We start from the raw sequence: 25,420 nt of genomic DNA on the forward strand, positions 1-25,420 counted from the left end.
GGCTACGTCTGCGATGACCGCCGAGCCGAATAAATCAGCGTTTCCCTAGGCGAGCAGCGCCTGTCTCCGGTCACTTTCTGAGAGCCGTCGCTCCATGCAGCTCCTTCTGCTTCAACTCGTTTTCGTTCTGTCGTGGAGTTCGGGTTTCATCGGTGCGAAGCTCGGCGCAGAGACGGCCGGCGCGTTCAATCTGCTGTTTTGGCGGTTCCTGCTCGTCACGCTGTGCCTCGCGATCGTCCTCAATCGGCAGCTCGGGCGCTTGACGCTCGAAAAAATCCGCTACCACGCCGTGATCGGCTTCCTGTCGCAGTTTCTCTATCTGGCCTGCGTGTACGTCGCGATTCAGCACGGTCTGCCGCCCGGCATCGCCGCGATCGTCGCGGCGTTGCAGCCGCTCATCACGGCGGCGATGACGTCGTTCGAAGGCAGCGAGCGCAGCGGGGCGCGGCAGTGGGCCGGGCTCGTCGTCGGGTTCATCGGCGTCGGCATCGTGATCGGCGGGCAGTATGCGCTGCCGACCGCGTCGGTCGGGATCGTCATGTACCTGCTGCCGCTCGTGTCCGCGTTCGGGCTGTCGATCGCGACCATCTATCAGCGTCGCCGCGCGCTGACGGCAGCGCGCAGCAACGAGGATGGACTGTTCCTGCCGCTGTTCCTGCAGGGCGGCGTGAGCCTCGTGCTGTTCGCGGCGTGTGGCATCGTCACCGGCGACTTGCGCGTGCCGACGCAGCCCAACGTGTGGGTTTCGGTCGTCTGGCTGACGGTGTTCTCGACCTTCATCGCTTACCTGTCGCTGTGGGCGCTGCTCAAGCGGATGCCGGCGACGCGTGTGGCGACGCTCGTTTATCTGGAGCCGCCCGTGACGCTGATGTGGGCGGCGTGGATGTTCGGCGACCGGATCGAGGTGACGACCTACATCGGTATCGTCGTGGTCGCCGTCGGCGTCTGGCTGGCCGGCAACCGTGGCACGGGGGCCAGACGGCCGCGCTGCGTGGACATGGAGACGGCCGGCCGTTGACACACTGGCTGCGCGCGCGATTCCGGTGTAGCTTCGCGAGATTGCCTGACTCGCGAAGGAACCCGATGAAAGTCAAACGAATCGTCGCCAATATCGATACGCAATCGATCGACGACGCAAAGCGCTTTTACCACGACGTGTTCGGCCTCGACGTGCTGATGGATCACGGCTGGATCGCGACTTACGGCAATGCCGAACAGATGACCGTGCAGATCAGTGTCGCCTCGCAGGGCGGATCGGGCACGCCGACGCCCGATCTGTCGATCGAGGTCGACGATCTCGATGAAGCGCTTGCGCGCGTGCGCGCGGCCGGCATCGCCGTCGAATACGGCCCGGCCGACGAGCCGTGGGGCGTGCGTCGGTTTTATGTGCGCGATCCGTTCGGCAAGCTCGTCAACGTGCTCGCACATCGCTGACGCGCGAGCGTGCGCCTCACCCGTGCAGCGCGAGCCCTTTCACCGCCTTGTCTACCGCCTTCTTCGGCCCGTGCAGCGCGAGGCCGACGAGATCGAGATTCTCCGCATCCTCCGCGCGAAACACTTCCCGGTTGGCCGCGTCGTGCCCGGTCGAAAACATCGCATGCACGTAGGGCACGATCGTCAATTCGCGCGACAGCGCCTGCCGGTGCGCGGCCTGTAATCCGTTCAAATCGGCGGCGAACACCAGTATCGGCTGGCCGAGCATGCGCGCATAGCGGCGTCCGGCTGCATCCTCGTAAGGCTCGCCGAGCGCTTCGGGCGCTTCTGCGGCGACGCCCGTCGCCAGAAATGCGACCACATTGAGTTTTTGCCAGGCCGCGAGATCATCGCGCACGATCAGCGCCACTTTGGTATCGAACATAACGGCTCCTTGTTGAGCCGCTCATGATCGGGCAGCGCGCGCGCTCAGTCTGGAACGTTTGTGCACATGCGCCGATACGCGGCCGGCGTGATCCGGTACGCGCGGCGAAACCAGCGGCCGAGATGGCTCTGATCGGCGAAGCCGACATCCGCCGCCGCTTCGGCCGGCGTGCGGCCGGCCGCGAGCAGACGACGCGCGGTGCGCAGCCGCACGCGCACGAGGTACGCATGCGGCGACGTGCCGAACGCGCGCTGAAATAGGCGCGTCAGCCGAAAGCGGTCGATGCCGGCGAGCTCGGCGAGTTCGTCGAGACCGAGGTTCGCGTCCATTCGCGCATGCAGCAGATCGCGCACGCGCGCGATCGCGGGCGGCACCGCGCCGGTTTCGTGCGCGAACGGCTCGCGCAACTGCCCGCGCAGGTGCATCAGCAGGCGATCGAGCGTCTGGTCGCGCGCGAGCTTGCCCTCGTTGCCGTGCAAGGCGGCGAACGCCTGCCGGATCGCGTCGACGAGGCCGCGGTCGTCGACGAGCGTATGCCCGAACGCCGCTTCGACGCCGGCCAGGCCCGGTAACTCGAGCCGACGCGCCGCGCGTTCGACCCACGATTGCGGCAGATAGAGCATCGCGTACGTGAAGCCGCCGGGTTCGGGCGCATGCCCGTCGTGCAACGCGCCGGGCTCGATCAGGATCGCGCGGCCCGGCACGCTCGTATGTAGCGACCGATGGCACTGAAAACGTTGGACGCCCTGCTCGGTATAGCCGATCAGCATGTCGTCGTGATCGTGCGGATCGTAGGCATGGCCGCTGAAATGCGCGCGCAGGCTCTCGATCCCGGTTTCGGGATCGCGCCGTGCGTCCATCCAGTGATCGGACCTGCCGATGTCGTGCGCCGTGGTCGTCATCGCTCGTGTCGCTACGTGTCGTTGCCTGCCGGATAGTGTACGCATGCGCGCGTCGTGTTGCTCGACCGCGCGTTGCTGCGGCGGCGCGGTACGGAGCTGGCCGCGCGAGAGCGGTGCGGGCATCGACGTCGTGGCGTGCCGCGCGGTCGCGCGATGCCGAATCCGCCGCGGACACGTAGGCGGCAGGCGAGATGTTGCAATTCGAAAACCTTCATGAAACAGGTTTTCGTCCTGCATTGGGGCGTTAATTGTCTCGATCGCGGAAATCGAGCGATCAAATCACGATTCGCGCCACTTATTGAGGTGCGTATTGCGATCGTTTCTGTTACGATCCGCGCGGCCAATCGAAAGGCGGTCGGCTCGCGTTCCCGGAATCGTCAAGATTGAGACAGCGTCAAAGGCCGTTTCGGACCAGATCGGACAAGAATGAATCGGCATTCCACATGAAGACGCGGGCGGGCAGCGTCGCAGGCATCATGCTGCGCGCCGAATGTCGGTAGAGAAATGCTGGGCAATCGGCGCCGCTTCGATCGCTTGCCGATACATATAAAGATTTGAGGAATGCAGTGTCGCGCAGCAGCAGGCGACACACGGGGATAACGGAAATGCAACGGGGCATTTCCGAAGCAATAGAAAATATCGGTGTTGAAGTTCATTAAAAAATAAGTCGAAGCACATGCGAGAGACCAAAACGCTTCCGCTCGTCGTCGATCTCGACGGCACGCTGACGGTGTCGGATACCTTGATGGAATCCGTCATCGCGGTCGTACGGAAAAAGCCCGCGTGCGTCCTGCGCTTGCCGTTCTGGCTTGCCGAAGGCCGCGCCGCATTCAAGGCCCGCATTGCGGAGCAGGCCGATTTTCGGGCAGAGACGCTGCCGTATCGGCAACCGCTCGTCGACTATCTGCGTCACGAACGCCAGGGCGGCCGCACGATCGTATTGGCCACGGCCGCCCATGCTTCGATCGCCGATCGTGTCAGCGCGCATCTGGGCCTGTTCGACCGCGTGATCGCGACCTGCGACGGGACGAATCTGAAGGGCGCAGCCAAGCTGGACCGCATTCGCGAGCAGATCGGCGACGACTTCGTCTACGCCGGCGACAGCAAGGCCGACCTGTCCGTCTGGGCCGGTGCAAAAGGGGCGGTGCTCGCCGGCGCGTCGCGCGACGTCGCCGCGAACGTGCGCGGCAGCGTTCCGGTCGAGCGGGAATTCGCGGATGCGCGCGCGAGCCTCGCGACGTGGTTCGGCGCGCTGCGCGTTCATCAATGGCTGAAGAACCTGCTGCTGTTCGTTCCGCTGCTGACGGCGTTTGCATTCTTCGACATCGACAAGGTCGCGACGCTCGCGCTCGCCTTCGTGTCGATGTCGCTCGGTGCATCGGCGACCTACATCGGCAACGATCTCTGGGATCTCGACAACGATCGGCGGCATCCGCGCAAGCGCAACCGTCCGTTCGCGAGCGGGGCGTTATCGATTACGGAAGGCCTCGGTTGCGCGGCGCTGTTGCTGACGGCCGCATTTGCGCTCGCATTCGCCGTGTCCCCCGCATTCGCCGGCATGTTCGCGCTTTATCTCGTGCTGACGACGGCATATAGCTGGCGTCTGAAATCGATCGTGTTGCTCGACGTGGTGATCCTGTCGCTGCTGTACACGTACCGCATCGTCGCCGGCGCGGTGGCGGCCGAGATCGTCGTGAGCCGCTGGCTGCTCGCGTTTTCCGTCTTCGCCTTTCTGAGCTTGGCGCTCGTGAAGCGTTGCTCGGAGCTCGTGTCCTTGCGTCAGAGCGACAAGCGTGCGGCCGCCGGGCGCGATTATCGCGTCGGCGATCTCGAAGTGCTCTGGCCTTTCGGGATCGGTTCTTCGCTCGCCGCGGTCGTCGTGTTCGGCCTGTTCATCAACGCGCCCGAAACGGCGGGGCGCTACGCGATGCCGCAGCTGCTCTGGCTGGTCCAGATCGGCCTGATCTACCTGTTCGGCCGTCTCTGGATCGCGACGGTTCGCGGCGCGATGCACGACGATCCGATCGTCCATCTTCTCGAAAATCGCGGCAGCTTCGGCATGTTGTGCGCCATGGTGGCGACCGTGCTGGCCGCTCACTTTCTGCCCGCCCTGTGAGCGGCATCTTCACCATGACGGAAAAGAACCGAAACCGCGTGCTGGCGTTTTGCCGCTTCTCGATCGTGTACGTGCTGCTGTTCGTCTGCGCGGGCAACATCACCAACAGCGTGCTGCTGAAGTGGGGATTCCGCGATGCGCAGGCGGACGATCTGCGCAATACGTTCAGCCTGATCGGCATGATGGACGGCGGCGCGCCGAAGCCTTTCGTTTATCGCTCGTCGTTTCCGAAAGCGGCGAAATGGCTGGCCGAGCGCATCGAGCCCGATACGCAACAGAAGCTCTATCGCTCGATCACGCGTCACGATTCGCTGCGCAACGCCTATTTCTCCGACTTGCCGAAACAGTACTGGACGCCGGTCGTTGCGATCACCTATCACCTGACCTACATCGCGATCGTGCTGTCTGCGCTGTTCGCGCTGTTGCTCGTGTACAAGCTCGCGCGCCTGCACGGACTGAGTTTCGGGCAATCGGTCGGCTTTCTGGCGGGATTCAGCTTCCTCTATCCGCTGACGTTCCAGCAGGGCGCGTACTACTACGATTTCTTTGAAATTCTCGGTGCGCTCGGCGCGTGCTATTTCCTGCTGCGGCAACGCATGATCGCGTGTACGGCGACGATCGCGATCTTCTCGCTGAACAAGGAGACGTTTTTCCTCGTGCCACTCGCGCTGTTCTTCCTGCACGACCGCGACGTGCCGCTGTCGAGACGGGTGGGCTGGCTTGCCGCGCAGCTCGCGATCTGCGGCGTGACGCGTCACTTCATCATGAGCGGCTATGCGCACAACGCGGGCGACTTCGTCGCGTTCCAGCTCTGGGGCAACCTGAAGTTCTGGGTCAATCCGGCATCGTATCTGTCGTTCTACAACCTGATCGGCAAGGGCATTTTTACGCCGAGCCTCGAAAACCCGCTGATGCTGGTGCCGCTCGCCGTGTTCTTCCGCGCCGCATGGCGCAATACGCCCACGCACTATCGCCGATACTTCCTTGCGGCGTTCCTTGCGGTGCTGCCGCTGTTCATGCTGTTCGGCTGCCGCGATGAAGCTCGCAATTTCTCGGTCGTGTTTCCGGCCGTCGTGTTGATTGCGTTGCACGGTGCGACGCGCTTCGATGCGATCTTCGGCAAGCGCGCGGACGCGGTGGAAGGCGCGGGGCGTGCGCCGCGTCGTGCCGAAGTCGAACGGGCCGCCGAGGCCGTGCTGTGAACGGGCTGATCGTGGTGGCCAGCGGCGTGTTCGGCGGCGCTGCCGGCGTGTTGCTGCGCGTCGCGGCGCTGAAGGGCGCCGCGCTCGGCGAGTCGAGCCTGTTGCCGTGGATCGCACGCGCGTCGGCCGTTGCCGCGTACGGCATCGGCTTCGTGCTTTACGCGCTGGCGTTGCGCAAGACGACGCTCGCGGTCGCTTATCCGACGATGGTCGCGATGTCGATGATCGTGGTGCTGTCGTTCACGGCGCTGCACGAACAGGTGTTGCGGCCGATGCAGACGATGGGGGCCGTCGTCATTCTGGTCGGCGTCTGGATGGTGACGCGACACGCGTAAGGCGGAGCGGCAGCCGCATCCCTGCCGCGGCGCCGGTTGCTCGGGCCTGTGTCGGCCGTGCGCCGGCACGGAAAGCGGCATGAAGGGCGCGTCGCCGGCGAGCGTGCCTGTTGCAAGGCCCGGCAGCCGGTACGTTGACGGCTGACCACACCACACCGCGCCGCGCCGCGCACCAACAAAAAAGTGCCGGTGTCAAGTCTTTCGCGCAAATCACGCAGGGCTTGAAACCGTATATGGGGCAGTAGGTTAGCTCTTTTCGGGGCCGCTTTGCAGAACCGCGGCTTCGTCGGCTAGGAGCCACATAAGAGCGTCGGGAGAGAAAGCCGCATCGCACTGTGTCGTGCTGGATTGCCGAGGAACGGCGGGCCTGTCGCGTCATCATAGCCCAAGAGGCTTGGCGGCCTCCAGAATGAAGAACGCGCAGCTGAGGGCTGCGCGTTCGATGGATGCCGTTGGAATGCGATGCCATCATGTAGGCTTTGATGGCGCGCTCCGGGTCGTCGTGCCCTTCCTGAATCCCCGATCCCCCGCCATGAACGCCTCCAGCATGTGCGGGATCAACTTCTCTGCATCGACTGCTTCGCCATATGCCTGCGCGTGCAGCGCGGCGTAGCGGTCGAGGTCGGCTTTCAGGCTGGCCGGGCAGGCAAAGGTCAGCTTGACGTTCTCGGTCTTGGGCAGCGGCCCGAGCCGCAGCTTCTTGGTCGCGCTCATTGCGAAGCTCCCCGATTGAAGAACAGCGGCTGGTAGGGCCGCAGCACTAGATCCCGGTTGACGATGATCCGCACCGGCAGGCCCGGCCGCTCGGTCAGCGTCGGCTGGATGTTCATGTTGCGCCGGGTGATCTCCTGGCCGACCTGATTGATGCCGTCCTGGGCGCTGTCGCGCCCGGCGATGACGATGCGGTTGCCGTCCTGGCGGTTCTCCGGCGCGGCCAGCTCGGCTCCGACGCCCAGCAGCGTCGTCAGCACCGCGCCCGCGACGATGCGATTCCAATGCCAATCCACGTCATCCTCTAGACCGGAATAGCCGGCTGGATCGGTGCCGACAAGGTTGTCGAGCGTCAGCGAGGACGTGTCGGGCAGGATGATCCGGTTCCACACCACCTGCACGCGGCTCTGCCCGTAGCTGACCTGGCTGTTGTAGCGCCCGAGGATGCGCGACCCCTGCGGGATCAGCAGGTACTTGCCTGTAGCCGTGTCATAGACCGGCTCCGTCACCGTGGCGATCACGTCGCCCGGCAAGTCCGACTTGATGCCCGTCACCAGCGCGCCCGCGATCACGGTTCCAGCCATCACCTGATAGGGCGACGCCGGCAGCGCCAGATTGCCGGAATTGCGGGTTTCCGTAGAACCGGCTTTCAGGAACGCCTCCTTCTGGTCTTGCCGGTTCTGCACGGCGGTCGGGTCGCCAGGCTGCGCCGCCGTCGAGGCCGACCCGGCTGCGAGCGGGTCGAAGGCCGCGAGCGCGCTTGCACCACCAGGCGCACCCGGCGTCGCCTGCGCCACCGCGGCGGTGGGGCCTTGGCCGCCCGAACGGAAGAACACCGACGAAGCCGCAGCGGCTTCTTCCTCCTTGCGCAAGGCATCGTTGGGATGGTGGCCGGGGGCCGCGTAAGCGGCCACGGCCGGCTGCTGCGAGTTCACGATGGCCGGGCCAAGATCGCCCGGCAGCGGCGGCCCCAACTCGGGCACCTTCGGCTGCAGCTTCGAGTAGTCGGCCGGCAGGCCGTCCAGCCCTTCGGACTTCGAGACGCGATCGACGTTGTAAAGCTCGGGCTGCTCGCCCGCGCTGCGCCGCTGCGGTTGCAACGACCAGATCGTGGCTCCGAGCACGGCGACCGACAGGCCGCCGACGAGGATGGCCAGCGTGCGCCGGTTCAGGCGCGTGACCGGGCGCGGCTGGGCGCGCAGCGCCAACGCCTCGGGCGCGACCTTGCCCGCTTGCGGCCTGGCGAGGTCGGGGGTGTCGTCCTGGATCATGGTCAGTTCCTCCGTGCCACGCCATCCGTGCGCTCGATCCGCACCATGGCGCCCTTGTCGCCGCCCAGGCGCAGCTCTGCCGCGCCAAAGAGGCGATCCACGATGTAGTACGGCGAGCGGAAGCGGTAGTTCACCAGTTGCCCGTCGCCTTCCGGCCCTATCACGAACAGCGGCGGCAGCTCGCCTTGCGCGATGCCAGCGGGGAACTGGATATAGACCTTCTGCCCGTCGTCGAAGGCGCGCAACGGCTTCCACGGCGGATTGCTGCCGCTGATTGCGTAGCGGAAGCGCAGGTTCTCTAGCGCCAGCCCGGCATCGACCGGCGCGGCGGCATTGGCCGCCTGCGCTTGGCGCTGTAGCGCCAGCATCCGGTCGCGCGGGTACTCCCAGGACACCGACGCCATCCACGTCTTTTCCGTCGAAGCCAGCTCCAGCAGGTACGTCCTGCGGCTGGTGGTGATGACGAGATTGGTCTTGAGGCCTGAGCGAATCGGCTTGACCAGCACGTTCACGCGCAGATCGGCACCGCTGCCGCTGGACGTGTCGCCCACGATCCAGCGCACGGTATCGCCAGCGGCCACCGTCACCAGTTCCTCGCCCGGCTGGAGCGAAACCACGGTCACGCGGCCCACGGCCGCATAGACCTGATAGAGCGCCCCGTCCGTGAAGGGCCAAACCTGAATCGCATTGACGTAGCCCTCGCGCGTGGGGGCTACGCGGGCCTCGGCATTGGCGCGCGAGACGCGCACCTTCTCGTCAGCCGGCTCCGGCGCAGGTTTGGCGTCCTCAGCTTCGGGCAACGGCTTCAACTGCGCCGGCATCGGTAGAACCTCGGGCACGGCCACCACCTCCACCGGCGCGGGCGGCTCCGGCAGCGGCTGGGCCTGCACCGGCTCATCGAGCGAGATGGTCGGCGGTGGCTTGCCCTGCGAGGCGCAGCCCACGAGGGCAAGCAGGATCACCGGCAAAGCGGATTTACGGAAAAGATCATTCATGGCTTGGCTCCTTCGGAAGAATCCAGTTCGCGGCTCCACGACAGGCCGTTGACGTAGATGCCCAGGGGGTTCTTGCGCAGGCGTTCTTCGGTGCGCGGCGGCTGGAGCACGATGGACACCACGGCCGTCCACCGCTCCAGGCCCGCCGCGGCGCCGTTGACGTAGCGGCGTTCCGTCCAGCGCACGTTGAAAGACGTGTCGCTGGCGCGCACGACGCTGGTGATCTGCACCGTCACCGACTCCTTGCCGATGCGCGCGAACGGGTCGTTGACTCGCGCGTAGTCGTTGAGCACGGCCGCGCCCTTGTCGGTCGTGTAATCGTAGGCGTCCAGCCAGTTCTGGCGGACGACGATGGGGTCGATGGACAGCGAGCGCACCAGCGTCACGAAGCGCGCGATGTGGTGCGCCGTCTGTGCATCGTTGGGCCGGTACGGCGTGGCGGCTTCGCCCACGGCGCGCACCTGGCCCGCGTTGTCCACCTCCACGACGTAGGGCGTCACGAAGGACTGCGCCGAGCGCCACACCAGGCCGCCGGCCATCAACAGCGCGAGCGTCAGACAGCCGAAGGCCATCAGGCGCCAGTTCTTCGCCTGCACGCGCGGCGAGCCGATACGGTCGTCCCACACCTGGCCGGCAGCTTGGTACGGCGTGGCAGGCTGCGGCGTGTCGGCATAGCGCACCTGCGGTTTTCTGAATCGCATGGTCAGTTCTCCTTGTGAATCGCTTTACTCGTCGGAGCCGCGCAGGCTCGGGCCTTGCCCCGAGCCGCCACCGTCACCGCCGCGCAGCGTGTGCGCGGCGGTGGTCGCGGCGTGGGTGAGTTGCTGGCGGCGATGCAGCCGCTTGGCCCAGGCGGGTTGTTCCGGCTTCTGTGCAGCGGCGTCGCCTGCGGGGGCTTCTCCTGCGGAGGCTTGGCCGGCTGACGCGCCAGCGTCGGCCATCGAGCCATTCCAGCCAGCACGGAACGGAGCGGCCATCCGCTGCCCGGCAGCGGAAGCACGGGATGCAGCCGCGTATCCGGCGGCCTGCGCGCCGGTCTTGGCGACGTTGCCCAGGCCCGCCATCGCGCCCTTTGCGCCGCCGCCAGCGGCGGCGGAACCGGCCTGGAACGCCGACTTCGCACTGCCGGCCGCCGTCGTGGCGGCGCGCGCACCGCTTCCGGCCAGCTTGGCGGCAGCCGGGGCCATGCGCGCGCCAGCAGCCACGGCGCCACCCACGCCCGTCGCGGCGGCGCCGATGGCGACAGCCGTGCCGGCAGCGCCGACAGCAGCACCGGCCATTGCGCCAGCGCCGAGCTGCGGCGCACCGGACACGAGGCCCGTGGCGACGCCGGGGCCGAAGATCCCCAGCGCCAGCAAGGTGAGCGAGGCCAGCATGATGACCAGCGCGTGGTCGATGGACGGTTCGGCGGGATGGACTTGAAACTGCGCGAACAGGCCCGAGCCGATGCCCACGATCACGGCCAGCACCAGTACCTTGACGCCGGACGACACCACGTTGCCCAGCACCTTCTCGGCGAGGAAGCTGGTCTTGTTCCACAGCGCGAACGGCACCAACACGAAGCCCGCGAGTGTGGTCAGCTTGAACTCGATCAGCGTGATGAAAAGCTGGATCGCCAGCACGAAGAAGCACAGGACCACGACCAACCAAGCGAGGAACATCACCACGATGGGATCGAGGTTCACGAACACCTCGGGAAACCCGGCCATCTCGCCGATCTGTTCCAGAATTGGCGCCCCGGCGTCGATGCCGGTCTTGGCCAGCCGGCCCGGCTGGAGGAAGTTCTCCATCGTGATGGCCGAGCCGGTGGCGGTGATGCCCAACCCGGCGAACGAGCGGAACACGATGCTGGCCAGCCAGTTGAAGTTGTTGAGGATATAGGCGAAGGCACCGACGTAGAGCACCTTGCGCAGCAGCTTGGCGATCACGTCCTCGCCCTGGCCGGTGGCATGGCTCATGGCCCAATACAGGCCGGCGATCGTCATGTCGATGACGATCAGCGTGGCCGTGAGGAACGCCACTTCGCCCCGCAGCAGTCCGAAACCCGAGTCGATGTAGGTGGCGAAGGTGTTGAGGAACTGGTCGATGATGGTCACGTCATTCATGGCGTGTCCTCCGGTTCGACGGGAACGGCCGGCGCCATGCCATCGGCCGATTCCTCGAAGCTCGGCGGGATCGGCGGCAGGTCGGGCAGCGTCAGGTATTCATCAGGCCCGGCCTGGCCAGAAAAGAAGCGCCGCCGGAAGGCTTCGGTAGCGGCGCGGCAGGCGTCCTCGCCCGTAGCCTGTCGGTCGGCCGCGCATTGCGCGCGCAATGCCTTGAGCCGCACGGGATCGGCGGCCAAGGCATCGGCAAGATTGTCGGCCGGCTGCTCGCTGCAAGCGGCCAGCAGCACAGCACACAGGACGAGGACACATCGCATGGCGGCCTCCCGTCAGTCGCGGTAGAAGTTCACGGTCTGCGGCGTGTACGGCGTGCCTTCGCCCAGGAAGCGCCGCCGCACTTCGCGGGCACGTTCCGTGGCCGCCGCCTGTCGCGCCAGCTCCAGCGAGGCGGCCCGGTCTTGTGTGATCTGGAGCCGTTGCGCCTGTATCGATTGCTTGGCCTGCAAGGCGAGCAACTGATTCATGGCCTGCATGGCCTGCAATGCACCGTGGGCCGACTGGCTCTTGCTCACAAGGTCGGCCAGCACGCTTTCGTCTTCGCCCAGGTTCTGCGACACCTGCGCCTGCATCTGCATGGTGGTCTGCAAGCCGTTGAGCGTGTTCCGCCAACGCTCCTGCGCGTCGCGGTACATCTGGTCGCCGCTGACGGTGGCGGCGTACTGCTCGGGATACAGGCGCGCGAACTCCCGATCGAGGTTCGTCACGTCGTAGGCCAAGCCGCGAGCCTGAGCGATCAGCCGCTCGGTCGTCGCCAGATTGGCGCGCAACTGGTTCACCACGCTGGACGGCAGGCTGGCGAGGTTGCGCGCCTGGTTCATCAGCATCTGCGCTTCGTTCTGAAGCTGCTGGATCTGGTTGTTGATCTGCTCCAGCGTGCGAATCGCGGTCAGCGTGTTCTGCACGAAGTTGGACGGATCGAACACCGTGATGGCAGATGCCGGTTGTACGGCCAGCAGCGATACCGACAGCGCGGCGGCGAGAGAAATGGAAAGCGCACGGATCTTCATAGCTGGTTCTCCAATAGGTGGTCAGCGGTACGGAGGGAACCCGGCGCGAGGCCGGGGAACGAGGGCAGCAGATCGGCCGCCCAATCGAGGCCGCAATGGCGCAGCCAGCCGCCTGCGAAGCCGGGCGTGCCGGCGTCCAGCAGCACGCGGTCCATGTCGCGCTGGTCTTGCGGCGTGGAAGCGCCCGCAAAGGCCAGCGTCGCCGGCCCCAGGTCGAGGTCGAATAGGCGGTTGCCGAAGCGGGATTGGTAGTAGTAGTCGCGCTTGGGCTGCGCGGTGGCGACGATTTCGATCTGCCGTGAGTTCAGGCCGAAGCCCTCGTAGATCGTACGAATCTGCGGCTCGGTCGCCTGCGGGTTCGGCAGGAAGATGCGGCTTGCGCAGCTCTCGATGATCGCGGGTGCGATGCTCGAATCCTTGATGTCCGCCAGCGATTGCGTGGCGAAGATGACACTGACGTTCTTTTTCCTGAGCGTCTTGAGCCATTGCCGGATACGCGCGGCAAACACCGGGTCATCGAGGAACAGCCACGCTTCATCGAGGATCAGCAGCGTGGGCGCACCGTCGAAGCGTTCATCGAAGCGTGCAAAGAGGTAATGCAGCACGGCCATGACGGCGGCCTTGTTGTGCATCAGTTCCTCCATCTCGAAGCACTGCACGTCGGCCATGCCTAGCCGGTCATGGTCGGCGTCCAGCAGCTTGCCGTGGGCACCGCCGAGCACATAGGGCGACAGCGCCTGACGCAGCGTGTTCGATTGCAGCAGCACGGAAAGCCCCGTCATCGTGCGCTGCTCCAACGGCGCACCGGCGAGGCTTCCCAGCGCCGACCAGATAGCCGCTTTCTCGTCGGGACCGACCGCCACGCCTTCATGCAGCAAGCGGCCTTCGATCCATTCGGCCGCCCAGGTGCGGTAGCCCTCGCGGTCGATGTGTGCCAAGGGCTGGAAGGCGATTTCGCCGTCCGTCCCGAGGTCGTAGTGCTCGCCGCCCAGCCCGAGAACCGTGGCGCGCATCGAGCGGCCCATGTCGAACGCGAAGATGCGCGAGCCGCGATAGCGGCGGAACTGCATTGCCAGCGTGGCGAGCAAAACCGACTTGCCCATGCCGGTCGGCCCCGCGACCAGCGTGTGGCCCACGTCGCCGATGTGAGTGACCAAGCGAAAAGGCGTGGCGCCATCGGTGCGCGTGACGATCAGCGGCGGGCCGTCCAGGTGCTCGTCCTTTTCCGGCCCGGCCCATACCGCCGACACCGGCATCATGTGAGCCAGGTTCAGCGTCGAGACGATGGGCTGCCGCACGTTGGCGTAGGCGTTGCCCGGAATGGACGACAGCCACGCATCCACGGCGTTGAGCGTTTCCGGGATGGTGATGAAGCCGCGTCCCTGAATGACGCGCTCAACCATGCGCAGCTTCTCGTCGGCCACGGCCGGGTCGGCATCGAGCACCGTCACCGTCGCGGTGAGGTAGCCGAAGGCGACTTGATCGCTGCCCAGCTCCTGCAAGGCCGCGTCTGCATCCGCCGCCTTGTTGCTGGCGTCGGTATCCACCAGCGGGCTTTCTTGCTGGAAGATCGTTTCGCGCAGCAGCGCGATGACGTTCTTGCGCTTGGCGAACCACTGGCGGCGCAGGCGCCCCAACTCCCGTTCCGCCTCGGCTTTGTCGAGGCACAGGAAGCGCGTGCTCCAGCGGTAGGCAAAGCCGAGGCGGTTGAGGTCGTCCAGAATCCCCGGCCAGGTCGAGGTCGGGAAGCCCCGCACCGACACCACGCGCAGGTGCTGGTCGCCCAGCATCGGTGCCAGGCCACCGACCAGCGCGGAATCGGTCAGCAGCGCGTCGATGTGGAACGGCACTTCGGGCACGCCGACGCGATAGCGCCGCGTCGAGATGGTGGCGTGTAGGTAGGTCAGCGTCTGGCTGTCATCGAGCCAGGTGATTTCCGGCATCACGCCATCGAGCAGGTCAAAGACGCGATCCGTCTCCGCGACGAAGGCTTGCAGGCGCTCGCGCCAGTCCACGCCATTCGTCGGCGTGTTCTCGTAGAGCATCTTGGCGGCACGGGCGCGCGATTCCTCGGGCGGCAGGTACACCAGCGTCAGGTGATAGCCGCTCTCGAAGTGGTTGCCCGAGTCCTCGAAGGTGGCGCGGCGTTCCTCGTCCACCAGCCACGACAGTGGCTCGGGAAACTCCGAGTGCGGATAGTCGGCGGCGGGTCGGCGCTCTGCTTCAATGAACAGCGCCCAGCCCGAACCCATGCGGCGCAGGGCGTTGTTCAGGCGTGCCGACGTGGCGATCAACTCGCCTTGCGTCGCGCTGTCGAGGTCAGGCCCGCGAAACCGGGCCGTGCGCTGGAAACTGCCGTCCTTGTTCAAGACGACGCCCGGCGCAACCAATCCAGCCCACGGCAGCCAGTCGGCGAGCAATGCGGGTCGCTGGCGGTATTCGGCAAGGTTCAGCATGGCGGCGTCCCCTCACACGTCCAGCAGCGGGCGGTGCTTGATGTGCCGGGCGAACACGGCCATGAACTGCGGATCGACGCGCGCGCCCCATACCGCCAGCGAATGGCCGACGATCCAGAGCACGACGCCAGGAATCCACAGTTGCAGGCCTAGCCCGACGGCGGCGGCCAGCGTGCCGTTGGCGATTGCCACGGTGCGCGGCGCACCGCCCAGCAGGATCGGCTCGGTCAGCGAGCGATGCAGCGGCACCTCGAACCCAGCCGCGAAGGTATCCGGGCCGCTCATACGACGGCCCCGCCGGAGAAGCTGAAGAACGACAGGAAGAAGCTCGAAGCCGCGAACGCGATGGACAGGCCGAACACGATCTGGATCAGCTTGCGGAAACCACCCGACGTGTCGCCGAAGGCCAGCGCGAGGCCGGTTGCGATGATGATGATGACCGCGACGATGCGCGCCACCGGCCCCTGGATGGATTCGAGGATGGATTGCAGCGGGCCTTCCCACGGCATCGAGGAACCGGCGGCCTGCGCGGTGCCGGCCAGGAACAGCAGCAGCGCGGCCAGCAGCAGCCCTTGCCCAGCAGGGCGGGCCAGGCTACGCAGCCGTGCAAGGCGCAAAGCCGGATTTACGGAAACACGGAAAGCAGAAATGGTCATCTGCGTCATGGCAGTTCTCCAGGTTGGTCAGGGGACGGGGAAGTCGCCGCAGCGGATGCGGCATCGGGGATCGGCAGTAGCTCGGGAAACGACGTTTCCAGCGCGTCCGCCAGTTGGTAGCCCACGCCGTCGAAGCCGACGACGCGGGCGATGCTCTCGATGCGGCGCTTGCGCCCGCGCCCGACGATGTGGATCACCACGTTGACCGCCTCGGCGATCAGCGCACGGGGCGGATTCACGGCCACTTCGAGAATCAGTTGTTCCAGGCGCAGCAGCGCGCCCAGCGCGGAGCCGGCATGGATCGTGGCGATGCCGCCGGGGTGGCCCGTGCCCCACACCTTGATGAGATCCAGCGCCTCGGCGCCGCGCACCTCGCCGACGACGACGCGATCCGGCCGCAGGCGCATGGACGAGCGCACCAGTTCCGTCATGGACACCACGCCTGCGCGCGTGCGCAGTGGAACGTGGTCGCGCGCCGCGCATTGCAGTTCCACCGTGTCTTCGAGCACCAGTACGCGGTCGCCGGTGGCGGCGATCTCGGCCAGCAGTGCATTGGCCAAGGTCGTCTTGCCGCTGCTGGTAGCGCCGGCGATCAGCACGTTCTGACGCTCGCGCACGGCGCGAACGAGAAAGCCCGCTTGGGCGCTGGTCATCATCCCGTCGATGACGTACCGCTCCAGCGGAATCACGCCGATGGCGCGCTTGCGCAGCGCGAAGGCCGGCCCCGGTGCAGCAGGCGGCAAGATGCCCTCGAAGCGTTCGCCCGTCTCGGGCAGCTCCGCCGACAAGAGCGGCTGGCCGCGATGGACTTCCGCGCCGACATGGGCCGCGACCAGGCGGATGATTCGCTCGCCATCAGCCTCGGGCATCTCAACGCCCATCGGCGCGCGGCCCGACGACAGGCGATCCACCCAAAGGGTGCGATCCGGGTTGAGCATGATTTCCACCACGTCGGGGTCTTCGAGCGCAGCGGCGATCAGCGGCCCCATTGCCGTGCGCAGCATCTGGATGCGGCGGTCGAGCGACGTGGCACTCATGGACTGCGGAACGGCGCTCATGACGCACGCTCCTGCGCTTGCGCGGCTGCCGCCGCGTCCTCCATCTGCATCGGGTCGGCATGCAGTTCCTCCACCACGTCGCGCACCAGGCTGCGGCCCCGCAGCAGGTTGCGGCCAAGCTGCTCGGTGAACTGCTCGAAGCGCGCCTTGCCCTGGGCGCGCGCCGCCTCCTGATGGGCCTCCGGCACCGGCGTGCTGACGGTCAGGTAGTAGCGGATGAACAGTGCCAGCGTCTCGATGGCGATGTTCTGGTCGCGCTCCATGCGCTCGGCCTGACGCGACAGGCGATCAAGCCGCTTGGCGATGGCCGCCTCGCGCTGGTCGGCGGCATCGGGCGACAGCCACGATGCGAGCGCCGCCGCGACGATGGACGACTTGGACACGCCTTTCTTGGCGGCCAGCTCGTCCAGGCGCTTGGCGTGCTCCGGCTGGATAAAGAGATTCAGGCGGTAGTGGCTCATAGCTCGATTCCGTCGTTGGGGTCGAGGGAAGCCAGCCGGGCCGTGCGCTGCATGGCCGGATTAAGCTGGCGAGGAAGGGGAAGCGGCAGGTCGTCGTCGTCATCGAGCAGGTCGAGGTCGGCGGTGCTCGCGGCCAGCTCGGGGGCGTAGGCGACGGTTTCGGAGAGTTCGGGTTGACGGCGTGGGCCACCGTCGTCGGTCGAAGCGCCGAAGCCTTCGGCGGCATCGGCCGCAGGCGCGGCGGGTACAGCAGGAATCGCCAGGCCGCTCCAGTCGTCCGGGCGCACCGGCGGCGCGTCGGCGTATCGGCCGTCCGCCAGCACAGGAGGCGGCAGCACGCGCCGCTTGAAATTGGCGTCCGCGTAGTAGCGCAGCTTCTTCGCCTTGATCGGCGCCACGCTCGACACCATCACCACCGCCACGTCAGGCGGAAGCTGCATGACTTCGCCGGGCGTCAGCAGCGGGCGCGCGGTTTCCTGACGCGACACCATGAGGTGGCCCAGCCACGGAGCCAGCCGGTGGCCTGCGTAATTGCGCTGGGCGCGCAGTTCGGTCGCAGTGCCCAACGTCTCGGAAATGCGCTTGGCGGTGCGCTCGTCATTCGTCGCAAACGTCACGCGCACATGGCAGTTGTCCAGAATCGAATGGTTCTGGCCGTAGGCTTTGTCGATCTGGTTGAGCGACTGCGCGATGAGGAAGCTGCGGATGCCATAGCCCGCCATGAAGGCTAGGGCCGTCTCGAAGAAGTCCAGACGCCCCAGCGCTGGGAACTCATCGAGCATCAGCAGCAGCTTGTGGCGGCGTGCGATGCCGTCGGAGCCATCGAGCGACTCGGTGAGGCGCCGGCCGATCTGGTTGAGGATCAGGCGGATGAGCGGCTTTGTCCGCGAAATGTCCGAAGGCGGCACCACCAGATATAGCGATACCGGATGCTCGGCCGCGATCAGATCGGCGATGCGCCAGTCGCAACGCGAGGTGACTTCGGCCACCGTGGGATCGCGGTACAGGCCGAGGAACGACATGGCAGTGCTCAACACGCCGGAACGCTCGTTGTCCGACTTGTTGAGCACTTCGCGCGCCGCCGATGCGACGACCGGATGCGGCCCATCGCCGAGGTGCGGCGTGGTCATCATCCGATGCAAGGTCAGCTCGAACGGGCTGGCCGGATCGGAGAGGAAGTTGGCGACGCCGCGCAGCGTCTTGTCTTCGCCCGCGTAGAGGACATGCAAGATGGCCCCGACCAGCAGCGCGTGGCTGGTCTTCTCCCAATGGTTGCGCTTCTCCAGCGCACCTTCGGGATCAACCAGAATGTCCGCGATGTTCTGCACATCGCGCACCTCATGCGCGCCGCGCCGCACCTCCAGCAGCGGGTTGTAGGCCGCCGACTTCGCATCGGTCGGGTTGAACAGCAGGCAATGCGAGAAGCGCGAGCGCCAGCCCGCAGTGATCTGCCAGTTCTCGCCTTTGATGTCGTGGATGACGGCGGATGCAGGCCAGGACAGCAGCGTCGGCACCACGAGGCCGACGCCCTTGCCCGAGCGCGTAGGCGCGAAGGTCAGGACGTGTTCCGGGCCTTCATGCCGCAGGTACTGGCGGTCGTGCTGGCCGAGGAAGACGCCGGCTGGATGCGTGAGGCCCGCCATGCGAATGTCCTGCGCGTTAGCCCAACGCGCCGAGCCGTAGGTGGTGACGAGGCGAGCTTGGCGCGAGCGCCAGACCGACATGGCGATGGCAACGCCCACGGCGACCATGCCACTGGCGCCGGCGATGGCGCCGCCGGTGTCGAATACTTCCGGCGCATAGGCGCCGAAGAAGAACCACCACTCAAACAGCTTCCACGGGTGGTAGATCGGCGTGCCAAGAAGATCGAACCAGGGAGAGCCAAGGCGTACTTGATAGCCAAGGGCCGCTGCTGTCCATTGTGTGGCGCCCCACACGCCGGCGATCACGATGCCGAACACCACGGCGATCTGACCGAACAGCACGTTCGTCCCTTGCATGACCTGGCCTCCGATTTCTCCTGCGCTGATTCCTCATGGAAATCGCGGCACAGGAACGTGCCGCATGCGTCAGGATCGGTGCCGGGTCAGTGCCGGTCAAAGACCGTTTTCAGCAGAATGGTCGAGCAAAAAGAAAGAATTAGTGTGACGGCGAGCCGAAGAAAAGCGCCGCAAGCGAAGGCGCATCGCGGCGTGTCGGACAAGAATATGAAGCCGATGCGGCGCGTCACCGACGATCAGAACTTGGGCGATTGTTTCGGTGGCGTGTACGGAGTATCACGGTCGCCATAGAACCGTTTGCGCGTGGCTTCGGCGACCCGATCGCATATCGTATCGCCCAACTTGGGGCGGTCGGTCTTGCATTGCAGACGCAGTTCTTTGAGGTGCTCTGGGTTAGCCGCCAGTTCTTCTACTGTCGGAATCCTTGCCTTTGAATTGGTGGCGTTCAGAGGTGTCTCGGACTGACCGCAGGCGGTCAAGGCAGCCACCAGCAAGAACGGAATGATCTTCTTCATGGCATCAGTTCCTCCGGGTGATCGGGATTGCGGCCTCGTGCGGGTCTGGGAGTTTCTGGCAGATCGATGGCCTTTACGCGCTCAATGAACCGCGCCAGTTCATCGGACGGATCACTGTCAAGACGAAGCAAATAGGTCGTCAGCGGTGGCACGCGTGACGCCAAAGGTCGTGCCACCACACCTGATTCACGACTGGCGGCAATGTGAGCTGCACCCGCCAACCCAAGTGCGAAGCCCGCTGACACCAACGCCATCATCAAATCGCTTGTGGCAACTCGCTCCGCGACCAGCGGCTCCATGTCCACTCGGCGAAGCACCCGCTCAACATGCTTCGCGAGGCCTTCACAGACTTGCGGATCGCACAGTACCAATGGGTAGCGCAGTAACTCATCCAAGGGGATGCGCTTGTGGATCAGCAGCGGATGCCGGGCGGGCACCGCCACCATCAACGCATCGCTCCAGGCGGGCAAAGCGACGATGCCGTCGCCCACTTCATCGGATTGGGCAAATCCCACGTCGTACAGGTCATCATGCAGCCCTTTGATCTGCTGCGACAGCGGCACCTCGAAGAAGCGAATTTCGACCTCGGGCTCCTCTTGTCGGCATAGCGCCAGCAAGGCCGGTAAGCGCGAAGGCGTGATGCCATCCGACAAGGCCACACGCAATTGCCCGTGGAAACCATTGGCGACCGCTTTCACGCTGTCACGCGCCTGCTGCAAGGCAGTAAAGATGCGTGGCACGTGTTCCAGGAAGAGCTGGCCCGCGCGGGTGAGGCGGGTACTGCGGGTGGTGCGTTCGAATAATTGCACACCCAAGTCCTCCTCCAATTCCTTGATGGCCCGCGACAATGGCGACTGCTCGATATGTAGCCGCTCGGCGGCGCGCGCGAAGTGGAGTTCTTCCGCGACAGCGATGAAGCATCGAAGGTGGCGCAACTCCACTGTGCCCTTCCTATTCAAGCCGCCGTATAACCGCCATCTACCACCATGGCGCTGCCGCACATGAAGCTGGCACCTTCGGACAGCAGGAAGCAGGCTGCGTGGGCGATCTCCTCGGGCCGGCCCAGGCGCCCGATGGCGTGCAGCCCCTTCAGCGCTGCCAGTGTGGCCTCGTCGAGCGCCTTGAGCAGCGGAGTTTCGATATAGCCCGGATGGAGCGAGTTGATGCGGACGCCCTGTGCCGAATAGGCCAACGCCGCCGAGCGCGTGAGACCTGTCACCCCGTGCTTGGCCGCGACGTAGGCCGGTGCGTCCGCGCTGCCGACTAATCCCAGGACCGACGACATGTTGACGATGGCGCCGCCGCCGGCGGCCAGGATGGCCGGGATCTGCGCGCGCATGGCATGCTGCACACCCGAGAGGTTGGTATCGATGACACGTTGCCATTCCTCGGCCGCCAGTTCGCCTGCAGGCTTGAGTTCTCCGGCAATGCCAGCGTTGTTGAAAGCCAGGTGCAGAGAACCGAAATGCTTGAGTGCGCACTGCACCGCCGCACCGGCGTCCTCGGGTTTGGCCGCATTGCCCTCGTGTGCCACGGCGCGGCCGCCGGCGGCGATGATGGCCTGTGTCACACGTCGGGCGGCCTCGAAGTCGATGTCGGAGGCAACCACCTGCACACCATTTATGGCGAGCAGGTGTGCCGTTGCCTCGCCGATACCCGAGCCGGCGCCACTGACCAGCGCGCTGTCACCTTTGAAGATGTATTTCATAGTGAATCGTCCTCCTTCGGGATTTGATTGATTCATAGTTCGGACGGTGACTCTCCGCGCTCAACTAGCACGAGTGCGATGGCACAGCACGCCAGAGCGCGTCGCAAAGATGCGCCGCCGCAGTGCGTACCGGCGCCATGGTTTTGAAATGGGCGACGAGGCGCTCGACACCGCTTTGAGCACCTGCGCGAGCGCCTCCACGGGCTGTTGATTCATGTGATCTCTTTTCTGCGCGACTGGCGCACCAGCATCACGGGAACAGGTGCGATACGCGCCACCTGTTCCGCATCGCTTCCCAGCAGCAGCCGGTCCACCCCACGGCGTCCATGGGTGCCCAGGATGACCAGGTCGCAATCGTTCTCCTTGGCCTGCCGGGCAATTTGCTCTGATACCCGCTCTGCAGTGCTTTCAAGCAGTACTGTCTCTGTTGCAATTCCGTCCTGACGCAGCCGGTTTGCGGCCTCGTCCAACAAGGCATGCCCGGCTGCCAGGAAGTGAGGGCGGACGTCCTCGATGTAGACCTTGGGGCGCTCGAAACCCGTGCTGTGCCGGGTCGGCTCGATGACATGCAGCAGGACCACGGTGGCGCCGTTCAGGCGTGCCATGTCCGCCGCATGATCGAGGGCCAGAAGGGATGTGGGACTGCCATCAAGCGGCACCAGAAATCGTGAATACATGGAACTCCTCCAAGAGCTGCGGATTGCCGCGTCGGAAGTCAGCCGCTCGCGCAGTGGGCTCAAGACATGTGCTGACCGCCGTTCATCGCCACGTTGCTGCCGGTCATGAAGGCGGCGGCTTCGCTGGCGATGAAGGCGACAAGAGCTGCAATCTCGGCCGGCTGGCCGAGACGGCCAACCGGAATCGCATCGATGATCTTCTGGCGCATGTCCTCTCGCACCGCCATCACCATCTCGGTGGCCAGATAGCCCGGCGAGACGGTGTTGACCGTCACGCCCTTGCGCGCCACCTCCTGTGCGAGCGCCTTGGTGAATCCATGTACCCCGGCCTTGGCCGCCGAATAATTGGTCTGCCCGAACTGGCCCTTGCTGCCGTTGATCGAAGAGATGTTGACGATGCGGCCCCAGCCGCGCTCGGCCATCGGGTCGATGAACGGCTTGGTGACGTTGAACATGGAGTCCAGGTTGGTGCGCAGTACGGCATCCCAACCGGCCTTGTCGAGCTTGCGCAGCGTTGCATCGCGGGTGATGCCGGCGTTGTTCACCAGGATGTCGATCCGATGACCGTCGGCGTGGATGCGCCGCGCCAGTTCCTGCGTTGATTCGTAGTCCGATACATCCACCCCGTAGGCGGCAAATGAGTAGCCCTGTGTCGCTTGCGCTTGCTGCCACTGGCCAATCGTGGTGTTGCCGGGGGTATGCGTGACGATCACGCGGTGGCCGGCATCGTGCAGGGCACGGGCGATCGCAGCGCCCAACCCCCGGTTGCCTCCCGTCACGAGCGCCGTCCGTTGCGTCGTATTCATTGCCGTCCCCTCATTTCTTGGTCTTGCCCTGGGGTACGGCGCTTGGGGCGGTCCAGGGCTGCGCCAAGCGCTGGCAAAGCTGCGTGAAAGAGGCTGCGTCGCCACTGGCGCCGAATGCCTCGGAGACAGATTCCTGCCAAGTCGTGAGCGCTTGGCGCAGACCATTGGCAAAGGCCGCCTGGCTTTGGGCTGCTACTTGCCCGACCGCTTGGGCATCGCCCATGCGGCCTTGGCACAGGCGCCAGAACACCTCGGACGGCAAGGTCGCGAGCGCCTGCCAGTCGGCTGCCTGTTGGAGGCCCTGGATGCGCGAGGTGGTCTCCAGCACGCCGCCAGCGCTGAGCTGTTGCATGGCTTAACAGAACCGACAGGGGCTCTGTCAATTTGATGACGACGGCAGGGAAACGGTGACCGTGATAAAGCGATTTCGTTTTCTTCACCACTCCATTCTACCGCTGCCTCGCCATCAAATTGACAGAGCCTTGCTGGGGTGTGCATTTCAGAAATTTCTGATCTAAGCGACCTGCGCCCCTTTCCTAGTTCGCGAATTTTATGACAGCACCCCAGAGATTTTTCGATGTGCGATTGCACAATGAGCTTGACCTCGTTCGCTGGCACCTCCGTAGATACCCTGTGTTGTATCGATTCTGTGTGACGGTTGTGCTGACCTGCGTCCTTCGGTTTGTGCCTGGCAGAAGGCGGCGCCCAAACGCAGGAAGCATCTGGCCGTTTAACGCAGGATGCTTGGGCCGAATTGCGACAGATGACGATCCCGCAGCAGCTCACCTGTAAATGCATTGCTGCAAAGCAGCAATAAAGGCTCATTTCTGCCGATGGCACGCGACTTGCTTTGAGATATCAAAACACAGAATCGGAGACACAGGCGATGCACAAGCAAGCAGCCCTTGAGGCGGAACCCAGGTTCGATCCGAACCTCAGGTTTGTCAGCGTTACCGCCATCAACACACAGGGATTCGTCCAGTTCGAATTTTCAGTCGGCACCCCCGAGCTCTGTGTCGAGCTCATGCTGCCTATTGCTGCGTTCGAAGAATTTTGCCTCGCGCAGAAGGTGACGCGATTGGATGCCTTCGGCGAGATTGTGCGGCATTGATTTTCTTGTGAGCAGCGCCGAGCAGCCTGATGAAGCGCGCCTAGTCTGATCGCATCCCATCCCGGTTCACAACCACAGGAGCAGTTAATGACCATCGATTTGAAGACGCGGGAAATCAAACCACTGCGTCACACCTACACGCACGTGGCTCAATACATCGGAGCCGATAAAGCCGCTTCGCGCTATCAGGAAGGCACTGTAGGTGCTCAACCGGCAGCGAATTTTCATTACCGGCCCACGTGGGATCCCGAGCATGAACTGTTCGACACGTCGCGCACCGCGATCCAAATGAAGGACTGGTATGCGCTGAAAGACCCGCGTCAGTTCTACTACGCGTCGTGGACGATGACCCGAGCGCGGCAGCAAGACGCGATGGAATCCAACTTCGAGTTTGTCGAGTCGCGCGGCATGATCGATCTCGTTTCCGATGAGGTTCGACAACAGGCGCTTTCCGTTCTCGTGCCTTTGCGCCACGCGGCCTGGGGCGCGAACATGAACAACTCCCAGATCTGTGCCTTGGGTTATGGCACGACCTTCACTGCGCCGGCTATGTTCCACGCAATGGACAATCTGGGTGTAGCGCAGTATCTCACACGACTGGCGCTGGTAATGTCCGGGCCCGATCTTCTTGACGAAGCCAAGCAAGCCTGGATGACGAGTCCCGATTGGCAACCGTTGCGTCGTTATGTGGAAAACACTCTGGTGCTGCAAGACCCGGTGGAACTGTTCGTCGCCCAAAATCTGGCGCTCGACGGTCTTCTTTATCCCATGATCTACGGCGCTTTCGTCGACGATTACATCGCACTCAACGGTGGTAGCGCAGTGGCAATGCTAACCACTTTCATGCCCGCGTGGCATGACGAATCCAGTCGCTGGGTCGATGCGGTAGTGAAGACCATGGCGACGGAATCGGAGGATAACAAAGCGCTGCTCATTCACTGGTTGCGTACCTGGGAAGATCAGGCGGCGTCAGCGTTGTTGCCTGTCGCTGAAATGGCTTTGGCGGAAAACGGCCACGACGCCTTGGAAGAAGTAAGGCAGCGACTTCGTGCCCGCGTTGCGAAGGCCGGGATTGTTCTGTAACCGCTAATTTATATTCCTGACCGTCATAGAGGAATGTTCATGTCTAACGTATTTATCGCGTTTCAGGCTAACGAGGAGTCTCGATCGGTGGTGGAGGCGATTCTCGCTGATAACCCTAATGCGGTCGCCACAGAGTCGCCTGGCATGGTGAAGATCGATGCGCCCGGGCATCTCACAATAAACCGTCGAAGCATCGAAGACAGGATCGGCATGAAGTTCGATCTCCAGCAAATCCACATCAACCTAATCACCTTGTCCGGATATATCGACGAGGATGACGAACAGTTCACGCTGAGCTGGAAACACTGAACACGGCAAAGAGGAAAT

At 64.7% G+C, this 25,420-nt stretch carries 30 protein-coding genes; 9 read left to right on the plus strand and 21 right to left on the minus strand.

The genetic code is table 11. The annotated features are described in order from the left end of the window. Window positions 1-94: 94 nt before the first annotated feature. Both ACSHSS_RS23270 and ACSHSS_RS23275 read left to right on the plus strand, forming a co-directional pair. Entirely contained in the window at window positions 95-1,018 is a 924-nt protein-coding gene (locus ACSHSS_RS23270; protein ID WP_175795075.1) for a DMT family transporter, read from the plus strand. Between the two features lie 65 nt (window positions 1,019-1,083). Further along, window positions 1,084-1,434: a VOC family protein gene (locus ACSHSS_RS23275; protein ID WP_054317495.1), complete on the plus strand. Its 351-nt coding sequence runs from the start codon at window positions 1,084-1,086 to the stop codon at window positions 1,432-1,434. A 16-nt stretch (window positions 1,435-1,450) separates the two neighbouring features. Here ACSHSS_RS23275 and ACSHSS_RS23280 read toward each other — a convergent pair whose 3' ends face one another. Next, window positions 1,451-1,858, minus strand: a complete 408-nt coding sequence (locus tag ACSHSS_RS23280; protein WP_105769589.1) for a DUF2000 domain-containing protein — start codon at window positions 1,856-1,858, stop codon at window positions 1,451-1,453. A 44-nt stretch (window positions 1,859-1,902) separates the two neighbouring features. Beyond that, window positions 1,903-2,760 (minus strand): AraC family transcriptional regulator, encoded by an 858-nt coding sequence (locus tag ACSHSS_RS23285; RefSeq protein ID WP_105853897.1) that lies wholly within the window; start codon window positions 2,758-2,760, stop codon window positions 1,903-1,905. A gap of 213 nt (window positions 2,761-2,973) precedes the next feature. Between ACSHSS_RS23285 and ACSHSS_RS23290 the strand changes: the two genes are divergently transcribed. The 4 genes from ACSHSS_RS23290 to ACSHSS_RS23305 all read left to right on the plus strand — a co-directional run bounded on the left by ACSHSS_RS23290 (window position 2,974) and on the right by ACSHSS_RS23305 (window position 6,413). Next, the gene (locus tag ACSHSS_RS23290; protein WP_175795076.1) at window positions 2,974-3,147 is read left to right on the plus strand and encodes a hypothetical protein; all 174 of its coding nucleotides are present in this window, start codon (window positions 2,974-2,976) and stop codon (window positions 3,145-3,147) included. A 289-nt stretch (window positions 3,148-3,436) separates the two neighbouring features. After that, complete coding sequence (locus ACSHSS_RS23295) at window positions 3,437-4,876, plus strand: UbiA family prenyltransferase (RefSeq protein WP_175795078.1); 1,440 nt, start codon at window positions 3,437-3,439, stop codon at window positions 4,874-4,876. Next, complete coding sequence (locus ACSHSS_RS23300) at window positions 4,873-6,078, plus strand: hypothetical protein (protein ID WP_445545614.1); 1,206 nt, start codon at window positions 4,873-4,875, stop codon at window positions 6,076-6,078. The genes ACSHSS_RS23295 and ACSHSS_RS23300 overlap by 4 nt, the downstream gene beginning before the upstream one ends. Then, entirely contained in the window at window positions 6,075-6,413 is a 339-nt protein-coding gene (locus ACSHSS_RS23305) for a hypothetical protein (RefSeq protein WP_054317500.1), read from the plus strand. The genes ACSHSS_RS23300 and ACSHSS_RS23305 overlap by 4 nt, the downstream gene beginning before the upstream one ends. A gap of 468 nt (window positions 6,414-6,881) precedes the next feature. Here the strand turns inward: ACSHSS_RS23305 and ACSHSS_RS23310 are convergent, their stop codons facing one another. From ACSHSS_RS23310 to ACSHSS_RS23400, 19 genes are all read right to left on the minus strand, one after another. After that, window positions 6,882-7,127 (minus strand): DUF2274 domain-containing protein, encoded by a 246-nt coding sequence (locus ACSHSS_RS23310; RefSeq protein WP_011516115.1) that lies wholly within the window; start codon window positions 7,125-7,127, stop codon window positions 6,882-6,884. Further along, complete coding sequence (locus tag ACSHSS_RS23315) at window positions 7,124-8,395, minus strand: TrbI/VirB10 family protein (protein ID WP_011516114.1); 1,272 nt, start codon at window positions 8,393-8,395, stop codon at window positions 7,124-7,126. The genes ACSHSS_RS23310 and ACSHSS_RS23315 overlap by 4 nt, the downstream gene beginning before the upstream one ends. Window positions 8,396-8,397: 2 nt before the next feature. Further along, on the minus strand, window positions 8,398-9,390 hold the full coding sequence (gene trbG, locus ACSHSS_RS23320; protein ID WP_011516113.1) for a P-type conjugative transfer protein TrbG: 993 nt from the start codon (window positions 9,388-9,390) through the stop codon (window positions 8,398-8,400). After that, complete coding sequence (gene trbF, locus ACSHSS_RS23325) at window positions 9,387-10,091, minus strand: conjugal transfer protein TrbF (RefSeq protein WP_011516112.1); 705 nt, start codon at window positions 10,089-10,091, stop codon at window positions 9,387-9,389. The genes trbG and trbF overlap by 4 nt, the downstream gene beginning before the upstream one ends. A gap of 24 nt (window positions 10,092-10,115) precedes the next feature. Continuing rightward, complete coding sequence (gene trbL, locus ACSHSS_RS23330; RefSeq protein ID WP_011516111.1) at window positions 10,116-11,495, minus strand: P-type conjugative transfer protein TrbL; 1,380 nt, start codon at window positions 11,493-11,495, stop codon at window positions 10,116-10,118. Continuing rightward, entirely contained in the window at window positions 11,492-11,812 is a 321-nt protein-coding gene (locus ACSHSS_RS23335) for a hypothetical protein (protein ID WP_011516110.1), read from the minus strand. The genes trbL and ACSHSS_RS23335 overlap by 4 nt, the downstream gene beginning before the upstream one ends. A 12-nt stretch (window positions 11,813-11,824) precedes the next feature. Next, a complete protein-coding gene (gene trbJ / locus ACSHSS_RS23340) occupies window positions 11,825-12,562 on the minus strand; it encodes a P-type conjugative transfer protein TrbJ (protein ID WP_011516109.1) in 738 nt (245 codons plus the stop codon). Further along, window positions 12,559-15,018 (minus strand): conjugal transfer protein TrbE, encoded by a 2,460-nt coding sequence (gene trbE / locus ACSHSS_RS23345; RefSeq protein ID WP_011516108.1) that lies wholly within the window; start codon window positions 15,016-15,018, stop codon window positions 12,559-12,561. The genes trbJ and trbE overlap by 4 nt, the downstream gene beginning before the upstream one ends. A gap of 12 nt (window positions 15,019-15,030) precedes the next feature. Next, window positions 15,031-15,303 (minus strand): VirB3 family type IV secretion system protein, encoded by a 273-nt coding sequence (locus tag ACSHSS_RS23350; protein WP_003138984.1) that lies wholly within the window; start codon window positions 15,301-15,303, stop codon window positions 15,031-15,033. Beyond that, complete coding sequence (locus ACSHSS_RS23355) at window positions 15,300-15,683, minus strand: TrbC/VirB2 family protein (protein ID WP_011516107.1); 384 nt, start codon at window positions 15,681-15,683, stop codon at window positions 15,300-15,302. Before ACSHSS_RS23355 ends, ACSHSS_RS23350 begins: the two co-directional genes overlap by 4 nt. Then, entirely contained in the window at window positions 15,680-16,732 is a 1,053-nt protein-coding gene (gene trbB / locus ACSHSS_RS23360) for a P-type conjugative transfer ATPase TrbB (protein WP_066132405.1), read from the minus strand. Before trbB ends, ACSHSS_RS23355 begins: the two co-directional genes overlap by 4 nt. Then, window positions 16,729-17,193, minus strand: a complete 465-nt coding sequence (locus tag ACSHSS_RS23365; RefSeq protein WP_021159346.1) for a ribbon-helix-helix protein, CopG family — start codon at window positions 17,191-17,193, stop codon at window positions 16,729-16,731. Before ACSHSS_RS23365 ends, trbB begins: the two co-directional genes overlap by 4 nt. Continuing rightward, a complete protein-coding gene (locus ACSHSS_RS23370; RefSeq protein ID WP_021159345.1) occupies window positions 17,190-19,193 on the minus strand; it encodes a conjugal transfer protein TraG in 2,004 nt (667 codons plus the stop codon). Before ACSHSS_RS23370 ends, ACSHSS_RS23365 begins: the two co-directional genes overlap by 4 nt. A 236-nt stretch (window positions 19,194-19,429) precedes the next feature. Next, complete coding sequence (locus ACSHSS_RS23375) at window positions 19,430-19,708, minus strand: EexN family lipoprotein (RefSeq protein ID WP_011516102.1); 279 nt, start codon at window positions 19,706-19,708, stop codon at window positions 19,430-19,432. Continuing rightward, window positions 19,705-20,649 (minus strand): LysR family transcriptional regulator, encoded by a 945-nt coding sequence (locus tag ACSHSS_RS23380; protein ID WP_021159343.1) that lies wholly within the window; start codon window positions 20,647-20,649, stop codon window positions 19,705-19,707. The genes ACSHSS_RS23375 and ACSHSS_RS23380 overlap by 4 nt, the downstream gene beginning before the upstream one ends. Window positions 20,650-20,663: 14 nt before the next feature. Further along, window positions 20,664-21,416 (minus strand): SDR family NAD(P)-dependent oxidoreductase, encoded by a 753-nt coding sequence (locus ACSHSS_RS23385; RefSeq protein ID WP_021159342.1) that lies wholly within the window; start codon window positions 21,414-21,416, stop codon window positions 20,664-20,666. 212 nt (window positions 21,417-21,628) lie between these two features. After that, a complete protein-coding gene (locus ACSHSS_RS23390) occupies window positions 21,629-22,093 on the minus strand; it encodes a universal stress protein (RefSeq protein WP_011516099.1) in 465 nt (154 codons plus the stop codon). Window positions 22,094-22,152: 59 nt separating this feature from the next. Then, window positions 22,153-22,899, minus strand: a complete 747-nt coding sequence (gene phbB, locus ACSHSS_RS23395) for an acetoacetyl-CoA reductase (protein WP_011516098.1) — start codon at window positions 22,897-22,899, stop codon at window positions 22,153-22,155. Between the two features lie 10 nt (window positions 22,900-22,909). Next, a complete protein-coding gene (locus ACSHSS_RS23400) occupies window positions 22,910-23,251 on the minus strand; it encodes a hypothetical protein (RefSeq protein WP_035822233.1) in 342 nt (113 codons plus the stop codon). A 534-nt stretch (window positions 23,252-23,785) separates the two neighbouring features. Between ACSHSS_RS23400 and ACSHSS_RS23405 the strand changes: the two genes are divergently transcribed. The 3 genes from ACSHSS_RS23405 to ACSHSS_RS23415 all read left to right on the plus strand — a co-directional run bounded on the left by ACSHSS_RS23405 (window position 23,786) and on the right by ACSHSS_RS23415 (window position 25,402). Continuing rightward, the gene (locus ACSHSS_RS23405) at window positions 23,786-24,010 is read left to right on the plus strand and encodes a phenol hydroxylase subunit (RefSeq protein WP_011516097.1); all 225 of its coding nucleotides are present in this window, start codon (window positions 23,786-23,788) and stop codon (window positions 24,008-24,010) included. Between the two features lie 87 nt (window positions 24,011-24,097). Continuing rightward, window positions 24,098-25,093 carry an aromatic/alkene monooxygenase hydroxylase subunit beta gene (locus ACSHSS_RS23410; protein ID WP_011516096.1) on the plus strand — a complete coding sequence of 332 codons (996 nt, stop codon included), beginning with the start codon at window positions 24,098-24,100 and terminating at the stop codon, window positions 25,091-25,093. A 39-nt stretch (window positions 25,094-25,132) separates the two neighbouring features. Then, window positions 25,133-25,402 carry an MmoB/DmpM family protein gene (locus ACSHSS_RS23415; RefSeq protein WP_011516095.1) on the plus strand — a complete coding sequence of 90 codons (270 nt, stop codon included), beginning with the start codon at window positions 25,133-25,135 and terminating at the stop codon, window positions 25,400-25,402. The last annotated feature ends 18 nt before the right edge of the window (window positions 25,403-25,420 follow it).

This window comes from Burkholderia sp. BC1 (genome assembly GCF_052683555.1).

What these genes read in the sequence shown, in the direction of transcription:
- ACSHSS_RS23270 (WP_175795075.1), top strand. Translation starts at nt 95, where the DNA reads ATGCAGCTCCTTCTGCTTCAACTCGTTTTCGTTCTGTCGTGGAGTTCG.
- ACSHSS_RS23275 (WP_054317495.1), top strand. Translation starts at nt 1,084, where the DNA reads ATGAAAGTCAAACGAATCGTCGCCAATATCGATACGCAATCGATCGAC.
- ACSHSS_RS23280 (WP_105769589.1), bottom strand. Translation starts at nt 1,858, where the DNA reads ATGTTCGATACCAAAGTGGCGCTGATCGTGCGCGATGATCTCGCGGCC.
- ACSHSS_RS23285 (WP_105853897.1), bottom strand. Translation starts at nt 2,760, where the DNA reads ATGACGACCACGGCGCACGACATCGGCAGGTCCGATCACTGGATGGAC.
- ACSHSS_RS23290 (WP_175795076.1), top strand. Translation starts at nt 2,974, where the DNA reads ATGAAACAGGTTTTCGTCCTGCATTGGGGCGTTAATTGTCTCGATCGC.
- ACSHSS_RS23295 (WP_175795078.1), top strand. Translation starts at nt 3,437, where the DNA reads ATGCGAGAGACCAAAACGCTTCCGCTCGTCGTCGATCTCGACGGCACG.
- ACSHSS_RS23310 (WP_011516115.1), bottom strand. Translation starts at nt 7,127, where the DNA reads ATGAGCGCGACCAAGAAGCTGCGGCTCGGGCCGCTGCCCAAGACCGAG.
- ACSHSS_RS23315 (WP_011516114.1), bottom strand. Translation starts at nt 8,395, where the DNA reads ATGATCCAGGACGACACCCCCGACCTCGCCAGGCCGCAAGCGGGCAAG.
- trbG (WP_011516113.1), bottom strand. Translation starts at nt 9,390, where the DNA reads ATGAATGATCTTTTCCGTAAATCCGCTTTGCCGGTGATCCTGCTTGCC.
- trbF (WP_011516112.1), bottom strand. Translation starts at nt 10,091, where the DNA reads ATGCGATTCAGAAAACCGCAGGTGCGCTATGCCGACACGCCGCAGCCT.
- trbL (WP_011516111.1), bottom strand. Translation starts at nt 11,495, where the DNA reads ATGAATGACGTGACCATCATCGACCAGTTCCTCAACACCTTCGCCACC.
- ACSHSS_RS23335 (WP_011516110.1), bottom strand. Translation starts at nt 11,812, where the DNA reads ATGCGATGTGTCCTCGTCCTGTGTGCTGTGCTGCTGGCCGCTTGCAGC.
- trbJ (WP_011516109.1), bottom strand. Translation starts at nt 12,562, where the DNA reads ATGAAGATCCGTGCGCTTTCCATTTCTCTCGCCGCCGCGCTGTCGGTA.
- trbE (WP_011516108.1), bottom strand. Translation starts at nt 15,018, where the DNA reads ATGCTGAACCTTGCCGAATACCGCCAGCGACCCGCATTGCTCGCCGAC.
- ACSHSS_RS23350 (WP_003138984.1), bottom strand. Translation starts at nt 15,303, where the DNA reads ATGAGCGGCCCGGATACCTTCGCGGCTGGGTTCGAGGTGCCGCTGCAT.
- ACSHSS_RS23355 (WP_011516107.1), bottom strand. Translation starts at nt 15,683, where the DNA reads ATGACGCAGATGACCATTTCTGCTTTCCGTGTTTCCGTAAATCCGGCT.
- trbB (WP_066132405.1), bottom strand. Translation starts at nt 16,732, where the DNA reads ATGAGCGCCGTTCCGCAGTCCATGAGTGCCACGTCGCTCGACCGCCGC.
- ACSHSS_RS23365 (WP_021159346.1), bottom strand. Translation starts at nt 17,193, where the DNA reads ATGAGCCACTACCGCCTGAATCTCTTTATCCAGCCGGAGCACGCCAAG.
- ACSHSS_RS23370 (WP_021159345.1), bottom strand. Translation starts at nt 19,193, where the DNA reads ATGCAAGGGACGAACGTGCTGTTCGGTCAGATCGCCGTGGTGTTCGGC.
- ACSHSS_RS23375 (WP_011516102.1), bottom strand. Translation starts at nt 19,708, where the DNA reads ATGAAGAAGATCATTCCGTTCTTGCTGGTGGCTGCCTTGACCGCCTGC.
- ACSHSS_RS23385 (WP_021159342.1), bottom strand. Translation starts at nt 21,416, where the DNA reads ATGAAATACATCTTCAAAGGTGACAGCGCGCTGGTCAGTGGCGCCGGC.
- ACSHSS_RS23390 (WP_011516099.1), bottom strand. Translation starts at nt 22,093, where the DNA reads ATGTATTCACGATTTCTGGTGCCGCTTGATGGCAGTCCCACATCCCTT.
- phbB (WP_011516098.1), bottom strand. Translation starts at nt 22,899, where the DNA reads ATGAATACGACGCAACGGACGGCGCTCGTGACGGGAGGCAACCGGGGG.
- ACSHSS_RS23400 (WP_035822233.1), bottom strand. Translation starts at nt 23,251, where the DNA reads ATGCAACAGCTCAGCGCTGGCGGCGTGCTGGAGACCACCTCGCGCATC.
- ACSHSS_RS23405 (WP_011516097.1), top strand. Translation starts at nt 23,786, where the DNA reads ATGCACAAGCAAGCAGCCCTTGAGGCGGAACCCAGGTTCGATCCGAAC.
- ACSHSS_RS23410 (WP_011516096.1), top strand. Translation starts at nt 24,098, where the DNA reads ATGACCATCGATTTGAAGACGCGGGAAATCAAACCACTGCGTCACACC.
- ACSHSS_RS23415 (WP_011516095.1), top strand. Translation starts at nt 25,133, where the DNA reads ATGTCTAACGTATTTATCGCGTTTCAGGCTAACGAGGAGTCTCGATCG.